Genomic DNA, 22,253 nt, shown 5'->3' on the forward strand with positions numbered 1-22,253 from the left:
TAGTTAACTATGGCAGTACAAACAGTTGATATTCTAGGCGTTCCTTTTTCTACAATGACAATGGATGAAACGGTCCAATATTTAAAAGAACAACTAGAAGTGGAGCGAACACATACTTTTCAGGTAGTAACAGCAAATCCTGAAATTGTTATGTGTGCAAAAAAGGATGAAGCATTCCATCAAACATTATTACATGCAGATTTAATTACACCTGATGGTATTGGAGTCGTAAAAGCAAGTGGTATGTTAGGTACACCTGTAAAGGAACGTGTAGCAGGTTTTGATTTAATGTGTAATTTACTTGCGTCGTTATCAGAAGACAATAAACCAGTATCAGTTTTCTTATTAGGTGCAAAACCGCATGTTGTACAAGCTGCAGCAGATCATTTAACGAAGACGTATTCAGCTGTATCTATTGTGGGTATACAAGATGGGTATTTTAAACAAGAAGAAGAGAATATTGTTTCTCGTATTCAAAAGGCAAAACCAGACTTATTGCTTGTTGCACTTGGTTTCCCGAGACAAGAGAACTTTATCCAAACGAATAAGCATCGTTTAGAAACGAAAATGGCCGTTGGAGTAGGCGGAAGTTTAGATGTATGGGCTGGAGAGGTAAAACGTGCACCAAAATGGATTCAAGCGATCCATTTAGAGTGGTTTTATAGATTGTGTAGCAATCCAACGCGTTGGCGTCGTCAGTTAGTATTAGCGGAATTTTTAAAAGAAGTCATGCGTTCAAAAAAGTAGCGTTCTATCGCTACTTTTTTATTTGTCCATTTTTAATAAAGTGCGTTTTTATTCATCTACTACCGATTGCGGACACTCACTAATCGGGTGTTTAATGGCCATGGTTTTTTTATCTATCTCTCTTTGCTTCAGCTGAATTTTGAGGTGAGGGGCCTTACTGCCCTCAAATAGTCGGATAAGTATTTTACTTTTTGGGAATGATGAAGGAGAATTTTTTGCACGAAAGTATTTTACTTATACAATTCACACATGTAAAATGATGTGTAAAGACAGCTGTGTAAGGAGGACTTCTTGTGGGCAAGGTGAAAGAAATTTCGAAGCGAAAGCTACTTAGTATAGCGGGGCTTGGATGGTTATTTGATGCAATGGATGTTGGAATGCTTTCATTTGTAATGGTAGCGCTGCAAAAAGATTGGGGATTAAGTACCCAAGAAATGGGCTGGATAGGCAGCATTAATTCAATTGGTATGGCAGTTGGAGCGCTCATTTTTGGAATACTATCGGATAAAATAGGACGGAAATCAGTCTTTATTATTACATTATTATTATTTTCTATCGGTAGTGGTTTAACGGCTTTAACGACAACACTTGCTATGTTCCTTGTTTTAAGATTTTTAATCGGTATGGGGCTAGGGGGAGAGCTTCCAGTTGCCTCTACATTAGTATCAGAGAGTGTTGAAGCGCATGAACGCGGCAAAATAGTTGTGTTATTAGAAAGTTTTTGGGCAGGTGGATGGCTAATTGCGGCTCTTATCTCGTATTTTGTTATACCGAAATATGGTTGGGAAGTTGCGATGATATTAAGTGCGATTCCAGCGCTATATGCTTTATATTTAAGATGGAATTTACCGGATTCTCCAAGATTCCAAAAGGTTGAAAAAAGGCCATCCGTTATCGAAAATATAAAGTCAGTTTGGTCTGGGGAATATCGTAAGGCAACAATTATGTTATGGATTTTATGGTTTTCTGTTGTTTTCTCCTATTATGGCATGTTCCTTTGGTTACCTAGTGTAATGGTATTAAAAGGATTTAGTTTAATAAAAAGTTTCCAATACGTACTTATTATGACGTTAGCTCAATTGCCAGGTTATTTCACAGCTGCTTGGTTTATTGAACGTCTTGGTCGTAAGTTTGTTTTAGTTACGTATTTAATTGGTACAGCTTGCAGTGCTTACTTATTTGGAGTAGCAGAGTCATTAACGGTATTAATCGTAGCAGGCATGTTACTATCATTCTTTAATTTAGGTGCTTGGGGTGCATTATATGCTTATACACCTGAACAATACCCAACAGTTATTCGTGGTACAGGTGCAGGGATGGCGGCAGCATTCGGTCGTATTGGTGGTATTCTTGGACCGCTATTAGTAGGATATTTAGTTGCTTCACAGGCTTCACTATCACTAATATTTACGATTTTCTGTGGATCAATTTTAATAGGCGTATTTGCTGTAATTATACTTGGGCAAGAAACGAAACAACGAGAATTAGTATAAGGTAAAACTTTAATCGGTAAGTGATCTCAATTATTGGTCCGTACCAATTATGTTTTAGAGTAGTAAAACTAAGAGCTCATGTTTTCTCATTCAGTGGGTTTTACTGCCTACAAATAACGGAAAAAAGGGCAGGGGGAACCATGATGGTTCCCTTTTTTCTGTTTTTTTAGATAAATAATGGTATAGTAAGAAAAAGGGAATGTTCCTTATAAAAGCGAATGTATACAACAGGACATACGGACAAAAGAATTAGGTGGTTGAAGAAATGAAAATTTTACTGATCATGGAAGATGCAGAAGAGCGAAGAAGTTTAGCTGAAACATTTACTGAAAATATAAGGAATGTAGAATGTTTTGAAGCAAATACAGGAACAGAATCATTATTTATGATGAAGAAGCATACACCAGATTTTGTTTTTTTAAATTCAAAATTACTAGATGGAACGGGTTTTGAATATGCAAGTTTATTAAGGGAAGTAAATTGTTATACGAAATTTATTTTTATGGGTGAAGATATAGAAGAATCTATTACAGCATTTCGTTTTCAAGCAGTTTATTATTTACTACGCCCATTTCGCGAGGAAGATTTGCAATTCCTTTTATATAGAATGGGTAAAGAGCAAGGTGAGAAAGCAAAGAGCTATTTGCGTAAACTACCGATAGAAGGTCAAGAAGGGATTCGGTATATTTTCCCTGAAGATATTGTATATGTAAGCAAAAATAAAGAAAACAAAACAGTTTCAATTTATACAACAAATAATCAGTATATTTCAACATATACACTCCAGGAGCTAGAAAATAAGCTAAATGCATATGATTTTTTACGTGTGCATAAAAGTTATTTAATTAATATGTCATATGTACAAGAGTTAAAGCCTTACTATAATGGCACATATAATCTGTATTTAGATAAATACGATGAGCAACCGATTCCTGTAAGTCGTAATTATGTGAAACGACTTCGAAATAAAATTGAATTATAGCAGATAATGCAAATTTTTTAACATGATAAACTAAAAATCCTTCATGATAAGGAGGATTCAAATTAAATATTCAGAAAATTTAGTACAATCCCACTAAGAAATAGTATTGGGGGGATTGTATGTGAGAACATTGAAGTCGATTTTGCTTTGGGGAGTTATTGCAGCAGTAGGAGCGGGTGCTTTTGGTGTAATAGCTTTATCGCAAGGTGAAACTATTAATGCCGTGTGGCTCTTAGTAGCTGCGGTATGTGTATATGCAGTTGCTTATCGATTTTATAGTAGATTTATAGCGAGAAAGGTATTCGGTTTAGATAATAATCGGCAAACGCCAGCTCATACATTAAATGATGGAAAAGATTATGTTCCGACAAATAAATGGGTATTGTTTGGGCATCATTTTGCAGCAATCGCTGGGGCTGGGCCTTTAGTAGGACCGATTTTGGCGGCACAAATGGGATATTTGCCAGGGACAATATGGATTATTGTAGGGGTAGTTGTCGCTGGAGCTGTGCAAGATTTTGTCATTTTATTTGCTTCGATGAGACGTAATGGTAAATCTCTCGGTGAAATGATTAAAGATGAGATTGGTCCTGTTACAGGACTTATTGCAATGATTGGTATTTTAGGCATTATGATTATTTTATTAGCAGTATTAGCATTAGTAGTAGTAAAGGCGCTTGTCGGAAGCCCTTGGGGAATGTTTACGATAGCAGCGACGATTCCTATTGCTATTTTAATGGGAGTATATATGCGCTACATTAGGCCTGGACGGGTTGGTGAAGGGTCAGTAATTGGAATTATCCTACTTATACTGTCTCTTATTGGAGGGCAGTATGTAGCGGAAAATCCAGCGCTTGCAAGCATGTTCACGTTTAGCGGAGAAACAATTGCTATAATGCTTATTGTATATGGGTTTATCGCATCGGCATTACCAGTTTGGATGCTTTTAGCACCACGTGATTATTTAAGTACATTTTTAAAAGTCGGAACAATTGTAGGATTAGCAATCGGTATTTTAATTGTAGCACCAGATTTACAAATGCCAGCAGTTTCGAAATTTATTGATGGAACTGGTCCTGTGTTCTCTGGAAACTTATTCCCGTTTTTATTTATTACTATTGCTTGTGGTGCAGTGTCTGGATTCCATGCTCTTGTTTCATCAGGTACGACGCCGAAGATGATTGAGCAAGAGGGACACGCACAGCCAATCGGTTATGGAGCAATGTTAATGGAGTCGTTTGTAGCGGCGATGGCGATGATTGCAGCTTGTGTATTAACACCGGGAACGTATTTTGCAATTAATAGTCCTGCAGCACTTATCGGTACAGATGTCTCGCAGGCAGCTCAAGTTATTTCCTCATGGGGATTTGCTATTACACCAAATGAACTAAAAGATCTCGCTGTAAACGTTGGAGAGCAAACGATTTTATCACGTACAGGTGGTGCACCAACGTTAGCGATAGGTATGGCATATATTTTCTCACAAGTAATAGGTGGAACGGCCATGATGGCATTTTGGTATCATTTTGCGATTCTCTTTGAAGCACTATTCATTTTAACAACAATTGATGCTGGAACGCGTGTCGGCCGATTTATGATTCAAGATATTTTAGGGCATGTGTATAAGCCATTTGGGAAAACGGATTCTACATTCGCGAATGTAATAGCTACAACGTTATGTGTATTAGGATGGGGTTATTTCTTATATCAAGGGGTAGTTGATCCACTTGGTGGAATTAATACATTATGGCCACTTTTCGGTATTGCAAATCAAATGTTAGCAGGTATTGCATTATTACTTGGAACGACAATTTTATTCAAAATGGGAAAAAAGGTATATGTTTGGGTGACGCTTATTCCAACTGTCGGATTGCTTATTGTAACGATGACAGCGGGTTATCAAAAGCTATTTCATGAAAACCCTAAAATAGGATTTCTATCCCACGCAAAGGTGTTTCAAGGAGCATTAGATGAAGGGAAAGTGTTAGCGCCAGCTAAAAATGTTGCCCAAATGAAGCAAATTATTTTCAATGATTATATTGATGCGGCACTTTGTGGGATTTTTATGATCGTTGTAATCGCTGTATTAATTTCTGCAATTCGAATTTGGATTCAAGTATTAAGAAATAAGCTGATGCCGCTAAAAGAGGCACCATATATCCCTAGAGATGAAAGTGAGTCGAGGAACTATGCTTAAAAGACTACGGCAAGTATGGGGACAAAGGAAACACTTTATTAGCTTACTTGTTGGGGTACCAAGCTATGAAACATATGTAGAGCATATGAAAAAGCATCATCCAGAAGAAGAAGTTGTATGTCAAAAACAATTTTTTGCAGAAGCGCAAGAAGCAAGATTTAATGCAAAGGGCGGAAAAATCTCGCGCTGTTGTTAGTGAAAAGGACGAATTTTCGTCCTTTTTATTTTTTGCTGTTTCACGTGGAACAGCAAAAAATAAATAAAAAGCTTTGGGAATTATAGGTATTTCGTATACAATAAAATAAGGAAAGGGATAGATAGAAAAGTAGGGAGATTATTTTATGTTAAGGGACTTATTTGTAAACACAACCATTATTCTTTCCTTTATTTTTATTGGAGGTCAGCTTTTAAGAGATAAACCGTTAGAAGAAGGGTTCTCTTTTTGGCAGAAATGTGTAGTAGGTATTCTTACTGGAATATTAGGTATATTACTAATGTATTTCGGTGTTCATGTTGGTACCATCCTATTGGATTTACGCTACTTAGCTGTTATTCTAGCCGTTATAATTGGTGGCCCAATAGCGAGTACTATAGCTGTTAGTATGATTTTAGTAACTAGGTTAGTATTTATGGATTATTCATTAGCTTCTCAAGTAGCTTTTTATACAATTATTGCGATAGGGATAGGTAGTATCTTTATTTCGCGTCTAAAACTTTCTCTAGGAGAAAAATGGGTATGGTTACATACATACATATATTTTATCTATTCTAATTCCCTCACTATATATATGGTTAATCAAAGATATTCACATAGTGGGATTATATTTGGTTTCTAGTGTTATTACAGGCTATATAACATTTATAAGCGCAAATTATGTATTACAATCCAATGAGTTATTTCAAAAGATGAAGCAATATGCAACGATAGATGCATTGACAGGTTTAGGAAATGTAAGGCAGTTTGATTTAGAAATGAATCATCATATTGGTAATAAGCGTATGAAAAATGATTCACTTTGTTTACTACTTATAGATATTGATCACTTTAAGTGTGTAAATGATACGTATGGGCATCCTGCAGGAGATGAAGTGTTAAAGCAAATAGGTAGTATTTTAAGGGAAGTTTCACCGTTCCCAAATTTGTCCTTTCGAAAAGGTGGAGAAGAGTTCGCGCTTTTGATACCAAAGAAGGGATTAGCTTACGGAATGCATACGGGGGAAAAAGTTCGCACAGCTGTTGAAAACCATTCATTCGAATTGTTAAATGGAACAAAAATAAAAATTACAGTTTCAGTAGGCGTTTCAGTATATGAAGAATCACCAGAGCAATTTATTCAAGCTGCCGATGATGCATTATATTACTCCAAAAGAAATGGTAGAAATCAGGTTAGTTCCGCATCTTAAAGATAGGATGACCAGAAGAGCTTATAAATAAAAACACCCACAGAGAGGGAAATACACACTCTGTGGGTGTTTTTATTTATAAGTTAGACAAGCTCTTTTGATACAACGAATTTACGATATGCACCGTGATGTGTTGGGCCTACGTATTCGTTGATCTTGAATGAATAACGGATAGCAGCTGTGATAAATTCTTTAGCAGTTTTTACTGCTTCTTTTACAGGTTTTCCTTTTGCAAGTTCTGCTGTAATTGCAGCAGAATATGTGCAACCTGCGCCGTGTGTATTTGTCGTATCAATTTTTTCTGATTCTAGAATGTCGAATGTCTCTCCATCATATAGAACGTCGATTGCAGTTTCGGTACCAAGCTTGCTACCGCCTTTAATTAGGACATACTTCGCACCTAAAGCATGGATTTTTTTCGCTGCTTCTTTCATGTCTTCGAGAGAATTAATCTTTACGCCACTTAATTGGTAAGCTTCAAATAAGTTTGGTGTGACAACTAATGCCTTTGGAACAAGAACGTCACGTAAGCAATCATTCGTTTCAGGATGTAATGCTTCATCAGCCCCTTTACATACCATAACAGGGTCAACTACTACATTTTTGAAATTATGTTTTTCGATTGTTTCTGCAACCATTTCAATAATTTCTACTGATCCAAGCATACCTGTTTTTAAAGCATCTACGCCAACTCCCTCAATTGTCGTTTCTAATTGTGGTTTTAATGTAGAAGCTGGGATTGGGAATACGTTATGTGCCCAACCGTTATGTGGATCCATCGTTACGATTGTCGTAAGAGATGTCATTCCGTACACACCAAGTTCTTGGAATGTTTTTAAATCTGCTTGTATACCAGCACCGCCACTTGTGTCAGAACCAGCGATAGTAAGTGCTTTATTTAATGTCATTATGAAAAGCCCCCTCAGGTGATATAATGAAAACTATGTTTTCACCATTATATCAATGTTACGAATAAGTACAAAGTGAAAAGTAGATGATTTATGTTAGGAACTATGTAAAATCTTGTATGTAGGAGACGAATTATGTTTCAAGAGAATCGTACAAATGAATTAGTTATATTAAAAGAGATTGCAGAAACATTAAATACATCAAATGATACATATCATGTATTGCAAGCAGTACTAGAAAAATTGCTGAGTGTAACAGGTTTAACGACAGGATGGATATTTCTTGCGGATGAAGATGGTAGGTATACAAAATTAATTGATTATCAATTACCAGAGGCACTTACATATGAAAACAAACGTCCGATGTGTGAAGGGGAATGTTGGTGTTTACGTGGCTTTGTTGATGGAAAATTAGAACGAGCTGTTAATATTATTGAATGTAAAAGAATTAATAATGCAATTGAATATAATTGGGGAGATACAGAAGGAATTCTTCATCATGCTACGGTTCCTTTAAAGGCTGGAGGAGAAAAATTTGGTTTGTTAAATGTGGCAAGCCCAGGTAAAACACATTTTTCAGAAGAAGAATTAGTATTGCTTCAATCAGTTGCCTTCCAAATTGGAACGGCTTTAAAACGAGCAAAGTTATATGAAAATGAAAAGCGAAGAGCACATTATTATGTGAAATTAGAACGGTTCATTCAAGTTTTAAGAACGATTCATCAATTTAATATATTGCCTGAAAAAGTTGTAGATCAATTAGGTGAAGTGTTTCAGTGGAATCAAGTCGCATTCTTTATTAGGGAAGAGAAAGAATTATCCTTGCGGGCATCTTATTGCCAGGAAGAATTGCAAGAGGATATAAAAAAAGCAGCGAAAGAAGCATTAGAAAAAGGTGAACCTATTTTATTAAATCATCAAGTCAGTCATAAGGTAGCCTCTAATAGGACGGTTATTGCTACACCAATACAGATTCAAACTCACATATTTGGTGTTTTATGTGTTAGTTCAAATAATGGTGAATTTGATGTGAATACGATAGATGTACTTCAAGCAATTACAAATCATATTTCCTTCGTGATAGAAAATTTAAGGTTAAATGAGCAACGGCGTGAACTTGTACGAATGGAAGAAAGAAATCGGTTAGCAAGGGATTTACATGATTCCGTCTCACAAAAGCTATTTTCGTTAACTTTTATGACAAAAGGCGCTGAGGCAGTTTTAAAAGGTCAAAATGAAAAAGTGGATCGATCTTTGCATGATATGCGTGAACTAGCGCAAGGAGCTTTAAAAGAAATGAGGACGTTAATTTGGCAACTACGTCCAGCGGGTTTAGAGAAAGGGTTATTACCAGCTTTAAAGCAATATGGTGAAAGTTTGGGATTGAAAATTCGGGAACAAGTTACAGGTGTCCGTGATTTACCACGTGTAGTAGAGGAAGCGCTATGGAGAATTGGACAAGAAGCTTTAAATAATGTAAGTAAGCATGCGAATGTTAGAGAAGCGACGATTTATTTCAAAGTGACGGAGAAGAATGTATCATTAGAAATAGTAGATCAAGGAAACGGCTTTGTAGAAAAGGATATAAAAGAGAAGAAATCACTTGGCATGACTACGATGCGCGAAAGAGTAGAACTAATCGGTGGAACAATTAAAGTTGTAAGTGATAAAAAAAGAACAAGTGTAAAAGTAAACGTACCATTATGATGTGAAAATGAGGGAAGTTTGTGAAAATAAAAGTATTGTTAGTGGATGATCATACAGTCGTTTTAAAAGGATTAGCATTTTTCTTAAGTACACAGGAAGATATAGAGTTAGTTGGAGAAGCAAGCAATGGGAAAGAGGCACTAATAAAAGTAGGGGAGACGAATCCTGATGTTGTACTAATGGATTTATATATGCCCGAAATGGATGGTGTTGAGGCGACAGCGTGTATTAAAAAAGAATATCCAGATGTGAAAGTAATTGTATTAACTAGCTTTTCTGATCAGGCGCATGTGTTACCAGCATTAAGGGCTGGAGCAAGCGGGTATATTTTAAAAGATGTAGAACCGGATCAGCTTGTTGAGGCTATTCGAAGTGCATATAAAGGTAATATTCAATTACATCCTGATATAGCAAATGCTCTTCTCTCTCAAACATTACCTGTAGAAGAAAAAGAAGAAGAGCCTTCTATTCAAGTGGATGTGCTAACAGCGAGAGAAAATGAAGTATTGCAGCTATTAGCGAAAGGGATGAGTAATAAAGAAATCGCTTCTGTTTTAGTTATTACAGAAAAAACGGTAAAAGCTCATGTAAGTAGTATTTTGAGTAAGTTGAATTTATCTGATCGTACGCAAGCGGCATTATATGCAGTGAAAAATGGAGTTGTATAAGACGAAAGTCGTAAGACCTAGTTCGCCTTTAGAAGGTGGACTTTTTTTATGGAAAAATACGTCTATGTGAGGACGAAATTGTCTTGATATAAAGATAAAATATGTTTGTAAGCAACAAAACAACAATTACAAGGGATGCCTTTTTAAAAGCATATAACAACATAAGAGTGAGTAGTAGGAGGAAAAACAATGGCAACAGTTTTATTTGTAAAAGCAAACAACCGCCCAGCGGAACAAGCAGTTAGTGTGAAATTATACGAGGCATTTTTAGCGAACTATAAAGAAGCACATCCAAATGATACAGTAGTAGAACTTGATTTATATAAAGAAGAATTACCATATGTAGGCGTAGATATGATTAATGGTACATTCAAAGCAGGTAAAGGATTTGATTTAACTGAAGAGGAAGCAAAAGCAGTAGCAGTTGCTGATAAGTATTTAAATCAATTCCTAGAAGCTGATAAAGTCGTTTTCGGTTTCCCATTATGGAACTTAACGATTCCAGCAGTATTACACACATATATTGACTATTTAAACCGAGCTGGTAAAACATTTAAATATACGCCAGAAGGCCCAGTTGGTTTAATTGGTGATAAGAAGATTGCATTATTAAACGCGCGCGGCGGTGTATATTCTGAAGGTCCAGCAGCTGAAGTAGAAATGGCTGTTAAATATGTAGCAAGCATGATGGGCTTCTTCGGTGCAACAAACATGGAAACAGTAGTTATTGAAGGACATAATCAATTCCCAGATAAAGCAGAAGAAATCATTGCAGCTGGTCTTGAAGAAGCAGCTAAAGTAGCAAGTAAATTTTAATTGAAAATAAAATCGTCACTCAAAAAAGTAGCATTAACAGATAAACGTTAATGCTACTTTTTTATATTTTAAGTTCGTCAGCTAGTTTTTCTAACTGAATTCGATCTTGTATGTAATAGGTTCTTCCATCTTTCCGTAAGTAATTTTGTTGGCAAAATTGGTTTAATACATATAAAAGGTGACGGTAGCTAACATTTAAGTATTCCGAAACCTCGGTATGTTTTTCTATATAACTGTTATTTTGTTCTGTTAATAGAATAAACGCCGCTAATCGATTTTCGAACGGATAACTATTATTTTTAGCATAACTTTCTGTTCGGGTAATGGTTTTCTCACCGATAAATTTGCATAGTTTCTGTAGAAAGGTAGCATCTTGTAACAAAAGATGCTGACAATCCTTAAGAGGAAGCGCTAAGCATATACAATCTTCAATTACTTCCACCGTTTTCGTAATAGATTCTACGCCAATTAATCCTAATTCCCCAATGAACGAAGGTGCCTGAATAAAGTTAATCAAGGAGACCTTTCCGTTTTTGTGACTCATATATATTTTTGCTTTCCCAGCAATTAAGTAATAAAGATAAGGAACATCGACCCCTTCATTACATATCTTTTCTCTTTTCTGAAAGGAATGTAGTTCAGCATACGGTAAGATATCAAAAGAAAAAAGAGTATGGAAATTGTAAGTTTGTATGTAATGAGAGATTTCTTCGCTATTTCTGCTGACTTTCATGTTTTCACCTCATGTTTAGTATGAGATATCTCCTATTATTTTTACAAGAAAGAATGATACGATTTACGTAAATTTGTTTTTGTAGAAAAGAGAGTGTGAAGGGCTTATGAAAAAATATAAAACATTATTATTCGATGTAGATGGTACATTGTTAGATTTTCAAAAGGCAGAAAAATCGGCATTACGTATGCTTTTTGAAGAGAAAGGGATGTTTCTAACTAGCGAAATTGAAGCGCAATATAAAAAAATTAATAAAAGTCTTTGGACTGCTTTTGAAGAAGGTGAAATAAGTCGTGATGAAGTTGTAAATACACGATTTTCAATTTTGTTTAAAGAATACGGGGAAGAAGTAGATGGGATATTATTCGAAAATAATTATCGCAGTTACTTAGAAGAAGGAAATCAGCTCATGGAAGGTGCTTTACAATTTATAAATCAAATTCAAAGTCAGTACGATTTATATATAGTGACAAACGGTATTTCTAAGACGCAAGATAAACGATTACGTAATGCAGGGTTACATGCCTTGTTTCAAGATATTTTCGTTTCTGAAGATACAGGTTATCAAAAGCCGATGAAAGAGCATTTTGATTATGTTTTTGAAAGGATCCCTAACTTTGTTCCTGAAGAAGGGCTCATTATTGGGGATTCGTTAAGCGCTGATATGAAAGGTGGATATGTAGCGGGAATTGATACTTGTTGGTTTAATCCAGAAAAGAAATGTAATAATAGCGAGATTGTGCCAACATATGAAGTGCAAAATTTTGAAGAGTTATACGCGTTATTGAAGCAACATGTGTAATGAGAATAGGCAGTGGAACTTTCGTCTCTACTGCCTATTTTTTATTGGTAGTTTCATTATGTTTTGGAAGTAGAAATGCATTTCCGATAGCACCTGCTCGAATCGTTTGTAATAGTAAATTAAGTGAAGGTTTTAAAAGGTCTTTTTCAAATGAATATAGAATATATTTCTTTTGTTATGTACATTAAATTCCTTGTAGTTAATTTAGAACATTCAGAAAAACTGATTGACATTAGGAAATTATTGCTATAAAATCAACGGTAATTGCATAGTCTTATCAAGAAAAGGTGGAGGGACAGGCCCGATGAAACCTTGGCAACAGCCGTATAACGGAATTGTGCCAAATCCTGCAGGTAATAAACCCTGAGAGATAAGAAAGAGCCTTTAGAGCGTGTTTTCAAACTGCTCCTTTCTTGTTTTCAGGAAAGGGGCAGTTTTTTTATTTTGTATAAAAGAAAGGAGAATAAGAGATGGGAGAATCATGGGGGAAAGGAACAATTTGCGTGCAAGGTGGCTATACGCCAAAGAATGGTGAACCGCGTGTTTTACCGCTTTATCAAAGTACAACGTATAAATACGATACTTCGGATGATTTAGCAGCCTTATTTAATTTAGAGGCAGAAGGATATATATATACGCGTATTGGAAATCCTACTTTAGCTGCATTTGAGCAAAAGCTAGCAGATTTAGAGGGTGGCGTAGGAGCTGTTGCAACGGCTTCTGGGCAGGCTGCTATTATGCTTGCTGTTTTAAACATTTGTAGTAGCGGAGACCACTTGCTTTGTTCTTCCACAGTTTATGGCGGGACGTTTAATTTATTTGGAGTGAGTTTGCGTAAGCTTGGTATCGATGTTACATTCTTTAATCCGAATTTAACTGCTGATGAAATTGTGGCCCTTGCTAATGATAAGACGAAACTCGTTTATGCAGAATCGCTAGGAAATCCGGCGATGAACGTTTTAAATTTCAAAGAACTTTCAGATGCAGCGAAAGAGTTGGAAGTACCTTTTATCGTGGATAATACATTAGCAACTCCTTATTTATGCCAAGCATTTGAACATGGAGCAAATATTATCGTTCATTCTACGACGAAATATATTGATGGTCATGCAAGTTCGTTAGGTGGCATTGTTATTGACGGAGGGAACTTCGATTGGACAAACGGGAAATATCCTGAACTAGTTGAACCGGATCCAAGTTATCACGGCGTAAGTTACGTTCAAAATTTTGGTGCAGCAGCTTATATTGTGAAGGCACGTGTTCAATTATTAAGAGACTACGGAAACTGTATGAGCCCATTTAATGCGTATATTAGCAATATCGGCTTAGAAACATTGCATTTACGAATGGAGCGTCATAGTGAAAATGCTCTTGCAGTTGCTAAGTGGCTTGCTGATCATGAACGTATTGAATGGGTGAATTATCCGGGATTAAATAGTAATGAAAATTACTCGTTAGCACAAAAGTATTTGAAAAAAGGTGCTAGTGGTGTTTTAACATTCGGCATTAAGGGAGGATTAGAAGCAGCAAAAGAATTTATCGCAAATGTAAAACTAGCAACTCTCGTAACGCACGTGGCTGATGCGCGAACTTGCGTTATACATCCCGCAAGTACAACACATAGACAATTAAGTGCTGAAGATCAGCGCTTAGCTGGCGTCACATCAGATTTAATTCGTCTATCAGTTGGTATAGAAGATGTTTCGGATATTATTGCAGATTTAGAAGCAGCGCTAGTCGGAGGCAAACAACATGCCGATCATAATTGATAAAGATTTGCCAGCTCGCAAAGTGTTGCAGGAGGAAAATATTTTTGTAATGACAAAAGAGCGAGCAGAAACACAAGATATCCGTGCATTGAAAATTGCCATATTAAACTTAATGCCTACAAAGCAAGAAACAGAAGCGCAATTACTTCGTTTAATTGGCAATACACCGTTGCAATTAGATGTTCATTTACTTCATATGGAATCGCATTTGTCTCGTAATGTCGCACAGGAACATTTAACGAGTTTCTATAAAACATTCCGTGATATTGAGAATGAGAAATTTGATGGACTCATTATTACAGGAGCACCAGTTGAAACCCTTTCTTTTGAAGAGGTAGATTATTGGGAAGAGCTTAAACGTATTATGGAGTATTCAAAAACGAATGTAACATCTACGCTTCATATTTGCTGGGGGGCACAGGCTGGTTTGTATCATCATTATGGTGTTCAAAAGTATCCTCTTAAGGAAAAAATGTTTGGTGTGTTTGAACATGAGGTTCGTGAGCAACATGTGAAATTGTTACAAGGGTTTGATGAGTTATTTTTTGCCCCGCATTCTCGTCATACGGAAGTACGAGAGAGTGACATTAGAGCAGTGAAGGAGTTAACGTTATTAGCCAACTCTGAGGAAGCGGGCGTTCATCTTGTTATTGGGCAAGAAGGAAGACAAGTGTTTGCGCTCGGTCATAGTGAATATAGTTGTGATACGTTAAAGCAAGAATACGAACGAGATCGTGACAAAGGGTTAAATATTGATGTGCCGAAAAACTATTTTAAGCATGATAATCCAAATGAGAAGCCGCTTGTAAGGTGGAGAAGCCATGGAAATCTATTATTCTCTAATTGGCTAAATTATTACGTGTATCAAGAAACCCCTTATGTATTATAAAAAAAGATTGTGTAACACGTGGCAACGTTTTCTCTGCAATGGTTAACTTATATTTTTCCGAATGTTCTAAAAACATTGTTTTTCAGATTTTTTACTCATATAATTTCATCTAAACACAATTTTTGAGGGGTGGACAGTATTATGAAAGAAATTCAAGTTGGCTTATTAGGTCTTGGGACAGTTGGTAGCGGTGTAGTTCGTATCATTACAGATCACCAAGAGCGACTGATACACCAAGTAGGTTGTCCTGTAAAAGTAACGAAAGTGCTAGTACAAAATATTGAAAAAGAGAGAGAAGTAGAGGTACCTTCTACTCTATTAACGCAAAATGCAAATGAAATTTTAGATAATCCAAATATTGATGTTGTCATCGAAGTGATGGGTGGCATTGATGACGCAAAATCGTATATTTTACAAGCTTTACAAAGCGGGAAGCATGTTGTGACTGCCAATAAAGATTTAATGGCGTTACATGGAGCGGAACTCTTAGCGGTAGCAAAAGATAATAAAGCAGATTTGTTTTATGAAGCAAGTGTAGCCGGAGGGATTCCGATTTTACGAAGTATCGTAGAGGGACTTTCTTCAGATCTTATTACGAAAGTAATGGGAATTGTAAATGGAACGACAAATTTTATTTTGACGAAAATGTCAGATGAAGGGAGAGCATATAACGACGTGTTAAAAGAAGCTCAGCAACTTGGATTTGCAGAAGCAGATCCAACATCAGATGTAGAAGGTTTAGATGCAGCAAGAAAAATGACGATTTTGGCTACCCTTGGTTTCTCTACAAATGTAGAGCTTGGAGATGTGAAGGTAAAAGGCATTACTTCTATTACAGAAGAAGATATTGAATACAGTAAGAGTTTAGGATACACGATTAAATTAATCGGTCTTGCGAAGCGAGATGGTGAGAAATTAGAGGTTACAGTTGAACCGACATTACTCCCAAATACACATCCTCTTGCGGCCGTGCAAAACGAATATAACGCTGTATATGTGTATGGTGAAGCAGTTGGAGAAACGATGTTTTATGGACCAGGTGCAGGAAGTTTACCGACAGCAACAGCTGTTGTTTCTGATTTAGTAGCTGTAATGCAAAATATTAGATTAGGGGTAACAGGAAATAGTGCTGTAGTCCCGCAATATCAAAAAGTATTAAAAGAGCCAGACGAAATTGTTGTAAAGAAATTTTTAAGACTTCATGTAAAAGATGAAATTGGTGTATTTGCAAAAATTACTTCGTTATTCTCTGAGCGTGGTGTTAGCTTTGAAAAGATTATTCAAATGCCGCTTGAAGAGAAAGGAAAGGCTGAAATTGTCATTGTAACGCATCGTGCTTCTCTTGCTGATTATGATTATATTCTACATACGTTGCAAGGGTATGAAGAAATAGATTGTTTGAAAGCAAACTACCGAATTGAAGGAGATGCTAAGTAGTATCTCTACTAATAAAAAACCTATTAAGCAGCTTGCTTAATAGGTTTTTTTCTATTTAAAATTTGTGTACCAACTTGAATAAATGCTTGTATAATCCAGCCTGTTGTAAAGGATAAAATGATTGTTCCAAAATAGATAGGTCCATCTAATAAGAAGCTTAATGTTAAAAATAAGAATGCTAACGAAATTTCTGTCCTTCTAAATGTCCATTTCTTTTTCTCAGCAACTGTTAAAACGAAAGCTTCTTGAGGTGCTGCGCAAAGATTTGTAGAGACGTAAAGACCAATACCGGCTCCAACGAATAGATTTCCGCAAATAAGTGTTATATATTTTGGAAGAGAACGGATAGCGTCCATAATAGTTGTAATGGAACCAATCCAATCAACAAAAAGAGAAATAAGAACCATTGTTACAATTGTACCGATCGTAATTTGTTTTTTATTCCAAAAGAGTACGATAAGGGTAAAAGCAAAGTTAATCATGAAAATCCAAAAACCGATACTTATCCCAAAATTTTGATATAGTGCAATAAAGAAGGAATCATAAGGGCTCAGTCCAAAGGAAGTAATTGTCGTCATCATATTAATGCCGATGGCGAGAATGAGTAGACCGCCAATGAAAAATATATGTTCTAATTTGACTCGAAGCATAGTTGTATATCCTTTCAAAAAGTATTTGCTAGGAAAGGATATACTGTGGAAAGCTTACCAGGTCAAGGGAGAATTTTTGCAGGGAAGGGGAAAATGAGATGACGAATATAAGAAAGATTGCTGAACTTGCTGGGGTATCTGTTTCAACTGTTTCACGTGTACTAAATAATCATCCATATGTGAATGAACAGAAGCGAAAAGAAATTTTAGCAATTATAGAAGAATTAAACTATACGCAAAATGTGAATGCAATTCATTTAGTGAAAGGGAAAACGAATGTCATTGGCGTTTTATTACCGCATGTAAATGACCAATATTATAGTGCTATTATTGAGGGAATATCAAAGGAAACAGCAAAGAATAATTATAATATGATGCTTTGTCAGACGAATTATAGCGAGGAAAGAGAATTAGAAATTTTGAATATGTTAAAAATGAAAAAGCTTGATGGGGTTATTATATGTTCGCGGGCAAATAGTAAGGAAAAGCTCGAAGAATATACGAAATTTGGTCCTATTGTTATGTGTGAAGAAATAGACTCGAACTACATTTCGAGTGTGCATATTGATTATTATAAAGTGTTTTCGCGCGGGATGAAGAGCTTAATAGATGCGGGCCATACAAGTATTGGGTATTGCATTGGAAGAAGTAACAGTATTAATAGTCAAAGAAGAAAACAAGCATATGAAGATTCGCTTCAACAGATTGCTGTAACACCGATAGAGGCTTGGAAGTTTAAAGGCTGTTTTACGGTGGAAGATGGGCGTAATGTAATTAGGGAATTGGCCTCTATGTCAGTAAAACCAACAGCGTTTCTTGTATCTTGCAACCATATTGCAGCGGGAATGGTAACAGAAGCGAAAAAACAAGGAATTCGTATTCCAGAGGATATTACGATTATCGGTTGTGATGATCAAGATGTAGCAGACATTTTAGGTATTACGACGATTTCATATTGTAGTAAAAATGTTGGCGTGAAGGCATTTGAATTATTATATGAAAAGATTAATGATAAGCAAATCGATATAAAGCATGTAGAGTTATTGCCACAATTAGTACATAGGGAAACAACATAATAGATAAGGTTTGAAAATCGCTTTTCAAAATTGCGTTTGGTATAATTATGGACAATCTATGAGGGCTAAAAGGGGTTTTGATATGAGATCAAAAGTAGTTAAAGTAATTCTACTCATTACAATTGCATCTTTCTGTTTATTTGCATATGGCTTTGTTTCAGGTGTAAATGATGTATTAAATCCGAAAGCTTCAAATTTAATTAAAAAGACCGATGTAGTAGCAAAAGAGAAAAAGAAAACAGGAACGTTACAAATCGTTAGTTTAGGTGATTCATTAACACGCGGTGTTGGTGATAAAGAAGGAATTGGCTATATTGGACGGATGAAAGAAGATTTACAAAAAGATTATAAGCAAAAGGTTGCCTTAACGAACTTAGCTGTTAGTGGTGCGAAAATGCCTGATTTATTAAAACAAATTGAGAGTAGTGGCGCTCAATATTCAATTAAACAAGCAGACGTAATCGTTTTAACGATTGGAGGAAATGATTTATTTCCAGGCTGGGAATCGCTTGGAAAGATAGATTTAGAAACGTATCGTCCTGATACGGAAACATTCCAAAATGAAGCGAAGAAAATTATAGAAGAAATTCGTAAGTTAAATACAGATAGCCCAATTTTTTGGCTAGGTTTATATAATCCTTTTGAAGATGTAGAAGATTTAAAGGGGTCTTCAAACATTGTTGTAGACTGGAATGCATCTTTAGAAAAATTGGCGGTAAATAATAAAAATGTGTATATTACACCGACATTTGATTTGTTCCAAAACCGTGGGAAAGATTTATTATACTCCGATCATTTTCATCCGAATGAAATAGGGTATACATATATGGCGGACCGATTAGTTCAAAATGTAGCAAGTAAATTAAAACTAGAACAAGGAGGGGTAAAATGACGACGATACTTTCCGTACGAGACGTGAAGAAGGTAATTGGAAAGAAGACTCTTGTAGAGAATATTTCTTTTGATGTAACGCAAGGAGAAGTGTTCGGCTTCCTAGGAGCAAATGGTGCTGGAAAGACGACTACCATTCGAATGTTAGTCGGATTAATTAAGGCGACAGAAGGTACAATTTCTATCGGTGGTTATTCGATTAAGGAAAATTTCAGAGAAGCGATGCGTCAAATTGGGAGTATCGTTGAAAACCCAGAGTTGTATACATATTTAACGGGATGGGAAAATTTAAAGCAATTTGCCCGTATGTTAGGTGATATATCAGATGAACGTATTATGGAAATTGCTCAAATGGTTCATTTGGATGAAAGAATTCACGATAAGGTAAAAACATACTCACTCGGTATGAAACAGCGCCTTGGCATTGCACAAGCGCTTCTTGGAAATCCTAAATTGCTCATATTAGATGAGCCGACAAACGGTTTAGATCCAGCTGGAATTAGAGAGCTTAGGGAATTTATACATAAGCTTGTAAAAGAAGAAAATATGAGCGTATTTATTTCCAGTCATTTGCTAAGTGAAGTGCAAATGATATGTGATCGCGTTGCTATTATTCATAAAGGAAAGATGATAACAGTTGCCAAGGTTGAAGAGTTAATTAAAACAGCAAGTGACCGTGTAGAATGGATTGTTACGCCGATTGGGAAAGCAAAAGATATGCTAGAAGATGCTGAGGAAGTAAGAGAAGTGAGTATAGAAGGTGATCGATTACTATGCCGTATGAATATCGCATCTATAAGTAATTGGAATAAACATTTTGTAGAAAACGAGATAGATGTACATAGCGTTAAAGAACTTGTATTTACGCTAGAAGATTTATTTATTGAACTCACAAGGGGGGAGCAGCATGCGTGAATTTGCGAATCTAGTTTTAAATGAATCAGAAAAGATTTACCGCAAGAAACGTATTTTTGTTGTCATGCTTATTTTAGCAATCTTAATCCCACTTTTTGTGTACGCGCAGTATCGTGAAATAGAAACGACACAGAAAAGGCTCGGTACAACTGATTGGAAGGTTTCATTACAACAGCAAATTGTTGATTCTCAGAACCGGTTGAACAATTCTAGGTTGCCAGAAGAATGGCGTGATTGGTTAAAGGTAAGAGTTGAGCAGCAACAATATTATTTAGATCATGATATTAACCCGATGGCACCGGGCGCACCGACTTTTGTCAGAGCGTTTATTGAACAAGGGATTACGTTATTTATTCCGCTTCTCGTAATGATTGTCGCCATTGATATCGTTTCAGGAGAACGAAGTGATGGGACGATGAAGATGTTACTTACGCGGCCGATTCGGCGCTGGAAAATACTCCTTAGTAAATACGTAACGATGTTATTTTTCATTTCGCTCATACTGTTTCTTGTAGGTTTGTTTGCTTACATACTATCAGGGCTTGTATTTGGATACTCGGGATGGAATTTACCTGTTTTAACAGGATTCGTCATTGATAAGGAAACGTTAAATACGAATTTTGTACATCTTATTCCGCAGTGGCAATATATCTTGATGGCATATGGATTAGCTTGGTTTGTTGCTATCGTTGTCGGAACTATATCATTTATGGTCTCTGTTTTAATTCGTAATACACCAGCTGGTATGGGCGTTATGCTAGCTGCATTAATTGCAGGCGGTATTTTAAGCTCGTTCGCAACATCTTGGGAAGGCGCGAAATATATTTTTAGTGTGAATTTATCATTAACGGATTATTTATCAGGAAAACTACCTGCATTACAAGGTTTATCGATGGAGTTTTCTTTAATGAATTTAACGGTTTGGGCAGTTGTTTCCCTTATTATTTCGTTTGTAGTATTTACAAAACAGGATATGGTGAATTAATTGGACAGGAAGTGAAAGCATGGAAAATGTTTTAAAAAATGATTGGGGGCCACTATTGGCACCAGAATTTGAGAAAGAATATTATCGTAAGCTAGCTGGTTTTTTGAAAGAAGAGTACAGTACACATGTTGTTTACCCAAAGAAAGAAGATATTTTTAACGCTCTAGAGTATACAAGTTATGAAAATACAAAGGTCGTTATTTTAGGACAAGATCCATATCATGGACCAAATCAAGCGCATGGTTTAAGCTTTTCTGTGCAACCCGGTATTAAAACGCCACCGTCGTTGTTAAATATGTATAAAGAACTTCGAGATGAATATGGGTATGATATTCCAAATAACGGTTATTTAGTAAAGTGGGCAGAGCAAGGCGTTTTATTATTAAATACTGTATTAACAGTTCGACAAGGTGAAGCAAATTCTCATAAGGGAAAAGGATGGGAGCATTTCACAGATCGCGTAATTGAGCTATTAAATGAACGTGAAAAGCCAGTTATTTTCATATTGTGGGGACGCCATGCACAGGCGAAGAAAAAATTAATTACAAATACGAAGCACCACATTATCGAATCTGTACATCCAAGCCCACTATCAGCAAGACGTGGTTTCTTCGGAAGTAAGCCATACTCTAAAGTAAATACGATTTTAGCTAATATGGGCGAGAGGGAAATTGATTGGGAAATTCCAAATTTGTAAATAAAAAAGGTAGTTAACAGTCGTTAACTACCTTTTCATTATTGTTGCTCGTTCTTTAATTTTGCATCTAGTACAAACGTGCCAAATGGGATAACCGATGAAACGAATGCCCCAAGTGCCCATAAAATTGATTTACGATGTACGATTGTTACTTGAATTACTGCGAAGATAAATAAAATAAATAAAACACCGTGAGCCATGCCTGTAATTTTAACAGCTGTTGCAAATCCTGCGAAATATTTTAATGGCATTGCTACAAATAATAGTAGTAGGAAAGAAATCCCTTCAATAAGTCCAATTGCTCTTAATCGTCCAATTGGTGTAGATAACATGTAAAGTGGCCTCCCTTAACGTATGCTTGTTTATAGTAAATTTGTATTCTTTTTCAAAATAAAATAGTCTATTTTGTTTCATTATATACAAAAAGAAAGTTTACACTACGAGAATAGTGCAAAGTTCAAAATATGGTCACAAAAGCATGGTAATT

At 35.9% G+C, this 22,253-nt stretch carries 21 protein-coding genes, 1 pseudogene and 1 riboswitch; of the genes and pseudogenes, 18 read left to right on the forward strand and 4 right to left on the reverse strand.

Annotation, left to right across the window (positions count from 1 at the left end; all coding sequences use genetic code 11):
• Positions 1-9: 9 nt before the first annotated feature.
• The 6 genes and pseudogenes from PDQ68_RS17640 (at position 10) to PDQ68_RS17665 (ending at position 6,823) form a co-directional block, all read left to right on the forward strand.
• The gene (locus tag PDQ68_RS17640) at positions 10-747 is read left to right on the forward strand and encodes a WecB/TagA/CpsF family glycosyltransferase (protein ID WP_061184149.1); all 738 of its coding nucleotides are present in this window, start codon (positions 10-12) and stop codon (positions 745-747) included.
• A 293-nt stretch (positions 748-1,040) separates the two neighbouring features.
• Entirely contained in the window at positions 1,041-2,240 is a 1,200-nt protein-coding gene (locus PDQ68_RS17645; protein ID WP_016719043.1) for an MFS transporter, read from the forward strand.
• 265 nt (positions 2,241-2,505) lie between these two features.
• On the forward strand, positions 2,506-3,222 hold the full coding sequence (locus tag PDQ68_RS17650; RefSeq protein WP_061184150.1) for a LytR/AlgR family response regulator transcription factor: 717 nt from the start codon (positions 2,506-2,508) through the stop codon (positions 3,220-3,222).
• A gap of 121 nt (positions 3,223-3,343) precedes the next feature.
• On the forward strand, positions 3,344-5,419 hold the full coding sequence (cstA, locus tag PDQ68_RS17655; protein WP_061184151.1) for a carbon starvation protein CstA: 2,076 nt from the start codon (positions 3,344-3,346) through the stop codon (positions 5,417-5,419).
• Complete coding sequence (locus tag PDQ68_RS17660; protein ID WP_000919824.1) at positions 5,412-5,615, forward strand: YbdD/YjiX family protein; 204 nt, start codon at positions 5,412-5,414, stop codon at positions 5,613-5,615. The genes cstA and PDQ68_RS17660 overlap by 8 nt, the downstream gene beginning before the upstream one ends.
• 145 nt (positions 5,616-5,760) lie before the next feature.
• Positions 5,761-6,823: pseudogene (locus PDQ68_RS17665) on the forward strand (GGDEF domain-containing protein).
• 83 nt (positions 6,824-6,906) lie between these two features.
• On the opposite strand, the gene pdxK reads toward PDQ68_RS17665, so the two are convergent.
• The gene (gene pdxK, locus PDQ68_RS17670) at positions 6,907-7,731 is read right to left on the reverse strand and encodes a pyridoxine/pyridoxal/pyridoxamine kinase (protein ID WP_000174249.1); all 825 of its coding nucleotides are present in this window, start codon (positions 7,729-7,731) and stop codon (positions 6,907-6,909) included.
• Between the two features lie 135 nt (positions 7,732-7,866).
• Between pdxK and PDQ68_RS17675 the strand changes: the two genes are divergently transcribed.
• The 3 genes from PDQ68_RS17675 to PDQ68_RS17685 all read left to right on the forward strand — a co-directional run bounded on the left by PDQ68_RS17675 (position 7,867) and on the right by PDQ68_RS17685 (position 10,922).
• Positions 7,867-9,438 (forward strand): GAF domain-containing sensor histidine kinase, encoded by a 1,572-nt coding sequence (locus PDQ68_RS17675; RefSeq protein WP_000485089.1) that lies wholly within the window; start codon positions 7,867-7,869, stop codon positions 9,436-9,438.
• Positions 9,439-9,458: 20 nt separating this feature from the next.
• Positions 9,459-10,106 carry a response regulator gene (locus PDQ68_RS17680; protein ID WP_000695782.1) on the forward strand — a complete coding sequence of 216 codons (648 nt, stop codon included), beginning with the start codon at positions 9,459-9,461 and terminating at the stop codon, positions 10,104-10,106.
• Positions 10,107-10,295: 189 nt separating this feature from the next.
• A complete protein-coding gene (locus PDQ68_RS17685) occupies positions 10,296-10,922 on the forward strand; it encodes an FMN-dependent NADH-azoreductase (RefSeq protein WP_000246724.1) in 627 nt (208 codons plus the stop codon).
• Between the two features lie 61 nt (positions 10,923-10,983).
• On the opposite strand, the gene PDQ68_RS17690 is transcribed toward PDQ68_RS17685, so the two are convergent.
• Positions 10,984-11,655 (reverse strand): transcriptional regulator YeiL, encoded by a 672-nt coding sequence (locus PDQ68_RS17690; protein WP_000868835.1) that lies wholly within the window; start codon positions 11,653-11,655, stop codon positions 10,984-10,986.
• 106 nt (positions 11,656-11,761) lie between these two features.
• Here PDQ68_RS17690 and PDQ68_RS17695 point away from each other — a divergent pair, with 106 nt between their 5' ends.
• From PDQ68_RS17695 to PDQ68_RS17710, 4 genes are all read left to right on the forward strand, one after another.
• Positions 11,762-12,457, forward strand: a complete 696-nt coding sequence (locus PDQ68_RS17695) for a YjjG family noncanonical pyrimidine nucleotidase (RefSeq protein WP_061184152.1) — start codon at positions 11,762-11,764, stop codon at positions 12,455-12,457.
• A gap of 271 nt (positions 12,458-12,728) precedes the next feature.
• Positions 12,729-12,834: riboswitch (SAM riboswitch) on the forward strand.
• A gap of 93 nt (positions 12,835-12,927) precedes the next feature.
• Positions 12,928-14,226, forward strand: a complete 1,299-nt coding sequence (locus tag PDQ68_RS17700) for a bifunctional O-acetylhomoserine aminocarboxypropyltransferase/cysteine synthase (RefSeq protein ID WP_000504756.1) — start codon at positions 12,928-12,930, stop codon at positions 14,224-14,226.
• Positions 14,210-15,115 (forward strand): homoserine O-acetyltransferase MetA, encoded by a 906-nt coding sequence (gene metA / locus PDQ68_RS17705; protein WP_061184153.1) that lies wholly within the window; start codon positions 14,210-14,212, stop codon positions 15,113-15,115. The genes PDQ68_RS17700 and metA overlap by 17 nt, the downstream gene beginning before the upstream one ends.
• Positions 15,116-15,256: 141 nt before the next feature.
• Positions 15,257-16,552, forward strand: coding sequence for a homoserine dehydrogenase (locus PDQ68_RS17710; protein WP_016719037.1), 1,296 nt, complete (start codon positions 15,257-15,259; stop codon positions 16,550-16,552).
• 23 nt (positions 16,553-16,575) lie between these two features.
• On the opposite strand, the gene PDQ68_RS17715 is transcribed toward PDQ68_RS17710, so the two are convergent.
• Positions 16,576-17,202: a YczE/YyaS/YitT family protein gene (locus PDQ68_RS17715; protein WP_000946665.1), complete on the reverse strand. Its 627-nt coding sequence runs from the start codon at positions 17,200-17,202 to the stop codon at positions 16,576-16,578.
• A 98-nt stretch (positions 17,203-17,300) separates the two neighbouring features.
• On the opposite strand from PDQ68_RS17715, the gene PDQ68_RS17720 reads away from it, so the two are divergent.
• From PDQ68_RS17720 to PDQ68_RS17740, 5 genes are read left to right on the forward strand one after another with little or no spacing between them, the layout of a single operon-like run.
• On the forward strand, positions 17,301-18,278 hold the full coding sequence (locus PDQ68_RS17720) for a LacI family DNA-binding transcriptional regulator (protein ID WP_000181973.1): 978 nt from the start codon (positions 17,301-17,303) through the stop codon (positions 18,276-18,278).
• A 10-nt stretch (positions 18,279-18,288) separates the two neighbouring features.
• A complete protein-coding gene (locus tag PDQ68_RS17725; protein ID WP_141114906.1) occupies positions 18,289-19,170 on the forward strand; it encodes an SGNH/GDSL hydrolase family protein in 882 nt (293 codons plus the stop codon).
• Positions 19,167-20,084: an ABC transporter ATP-binding protein gene (locus tag PDQ68_RS17730; RefSeq protein ID WP_061184154.1), complete on the forward strand. Its 918-nt coding sequence runs from the start codon at positions 19,167-19,169 to the stop codon at positions 20,082-20,084. Before PDQ68_RS17725 ends, PDQ68_RS17730 begins: the two co-directional genes overlap by 4 nt.
• A complete protein-coding gene (locus tag PDQ68_RS17735; RefSeq protein WP_001206473.1) occupies positions 20,077-21,069 on the forward strand; it encodes an ABC transporter permease subunit in 993 nt (330 codons plus the stop codon). Before PDQ68_RS17730 ends, PDQ68_RS17735 begins: the two co-directional genes overlap by 8 nt.
• 19 nt (positions 21,070-21,088) lie before the next feature.
• Complete coding sequence (locus tag PDQ68_RS17740; RefSeq protein ID WP_000432538.1) at positions 21,089-21,766, forward strand: uracil-DNA glycosylase; 678 nt, start codon at positions 21,089-21,091, stop codon at positions 21,764-21,766.
• A 38-nt stretch (positions 21,767-21,804) separates the two neighbouring features.
• Here the strand turns inward: PDQ68_RS17740 and PDQ68_RS17745 are convergent, their stop codons facing one another.
• Entirely contained in the window at positions 21,805-22,098 is a 294-nt protein-coding gene (locus tag PDQ68_RS17745; protein WP_000953390.1) for a DUF3817 domain-containing protein, read from the reverse strand.
• Positions 22,099-22,253: the final 155 nt, after the last annotated feature.

The organism is Bacillus cereus group sp. Bc010 (assembly GCF_027716745.1).
In the GTDB taxonomy this organism is placed as follows: domain Bacteria; phylum Bacillota; class Bacilli; order Bacillales; family Bacillaceae_G; genus Bacillus_A; species Bacillus_A pacificus.